Origin of the sequence: Okeania sp. SIO2C9 (assembly GCF_010672455.1) — a bacterium.
GTDB lineage: Bacteria > Cyanobacteriota > Cyanobacteriia > Cyanobacteriales > Microcoleaceae > Okeania.
This window is the reverse complement of the sequence record NZ_JAAHGO010000295.1, coordinates 1-1,079: the sequence shown is the minus strand read 5'-3', so window position 1 is coordinate 1,079 and position 1,079 is coordinate 1. Positions and strand designations below refer to the sequence as shown.

The 1,079-nt window shown below is 46.8% G+C and carries 4 protein-coding genes; all 4 read right to left on the bottom strand.

Annotation, left to right across the window (positions count from 1 at the left end):
* On the bottom strand, window positions 1–58 hold a 58-nt coding region (locus F6K23_RS42755; RefSeq protein ID WP_367267990.1), incomplete at its 3' end, for an uL14 family ribosomal protein.
* A gap of 35 nt (window positions 59–93) precedes the next feature.
* Window positions 94–345, bottom strand: a complete 252-nt coding sequence (gene rpsQ, locus F6K23_RS41135; protein ID WP_293167056.1) for a 30S ribosomal protein S17 — start codon at window positions 343–345, stop codon at window positions 94–96.
* A 6-nt stretch (window positions 346–351) separates the two neighbouring features.
* Window positions 352–645: a 50S ribosomal protein L29 gene (gene rpmC / locus F6K23_RS41130; protein ID WP_293167054.1), complete on the bottom strand. Its 294-nt coding sequence runs from the start codon at window positions 643–645 to the stop codon at window positions 352–354.
* Between the two features lie 9 nt (window positions 646–654).
* Window positions 655–1,068, bottom strand: a complete 414-nt coding sequence (gene rplP / locus F6K23_RS41125; RefSeq protein ID WP_293167058.1) for a 50S ribosomal protein L16 — start codon at window positions 1,066–1,068, stop codon at window positions 655–657.
* Window positions 1,069–1,079 lie beyond the last annotated feature (11 nt).

Genomic DNA, 1,079 nt, shown 5'->3' with positions numbered 1-1,079 from the left:
TGATCTTTCTGGCACCGCTGTTATCGGCGACATTCAGGTAAGACTCTTGTTGAATCATGGTTTTCCTCCTTGTGAGTCAATTGCTTAATTTGTTTAGGACTCCGAGGCATGACCGAGAATTTCAGCGATTGTCCAACGCTTAGTGCGACTCAGAGGTCGTGTTTCTCTAATCCGGACGCGATCGCCCTCTTTGCACTCATTCTGTTCATCATGAACTTTATATCGCTTTGTCCGCACCACAATTTTCTGATACTTAGGGTGGGGTGAGCGGTTTTCAACTGCCACGACAACGGTTTTGTTCATTTTGTCGCTGACGACCATACCAACTCTTTCTTTAACTGCCATCTAGGTCTACTCCTTTTCCTCTTCTGTTGTCTCTGGTTGTGTATCTGGCTCTATATCTGTTGGTTGGGTGTCAGTTGAAGCTTCAGCTGCGGCTTTGGCTGTAGCCAATTGGCGTTCTCTTTCTACTGTCATCATTTGGGAAATACGATGCCGAAGATGCTTAAACTGATGGTTTTTTTCCAGGCGTTGAGTTGCCTTTTGCAGCCGCAGATCAAACAGTTCTCGTTTCGCCGCTACAATTGCTTCGGCTAATTCCTGATCGCTTAATTTTCTAACCTCTTCTATCTTGGGTAGAGGCATAATTGGCACCTATTGCTCTTGACGGGTAATAAACTTAGTTTTGATTGGCAACTTATTAGCTGCCAAACGCATTGCTTCACGGGCAGTGGCTTCTGGCACACCAGCGATTTCATAGAGAATCCGCCCAGGCTTAACCACAGCAACCCAAAACTCTGGTGAACCTTTTCCAGAACCCATACGTGTTTCTGCAGCCCTCATGGTGACTGGTTTATCAGGAAAAATACGGATCCAGATTTTGCCACCACGACGGATGTAGCGGGTCATCGCGCGACGACCTGCTTCGATTTGGCGGGCTGTAATCCAGCAGGGTTCAGTTGCTTGTAGACCAAATTCGCCAAAGTTTAAGTTACTGCCACGAGTAGCTATGCCTCTCATACGCCCGCGTTGCTGTTTGCGGAATTTTGTTCTTCTGGGACTTAACATAGTTTGCCGAT

Coding starts and splice junctions, on each gene's coding strand:
- rpsQ (WP_293167056.1), bottom strand. CDS start 345: ATGGCAGTTAAAGAAAGAGTTGGTATGGTCGTCAGCGACAAAATGAAC.
- rpmC (WP_293167054.1), bottom strand. CDS start 645: ATGCCTCTACCCAAGATAGAAGAGGTTAGAAAATTAAGCGATCAGGAA.
- rplP (WP_293167058.1), bottom strand. CDS start 1,068: ATGTTAAGTCCCAGAAGAACAAAATTCCGCAAACAGCAACGCGGGCGT.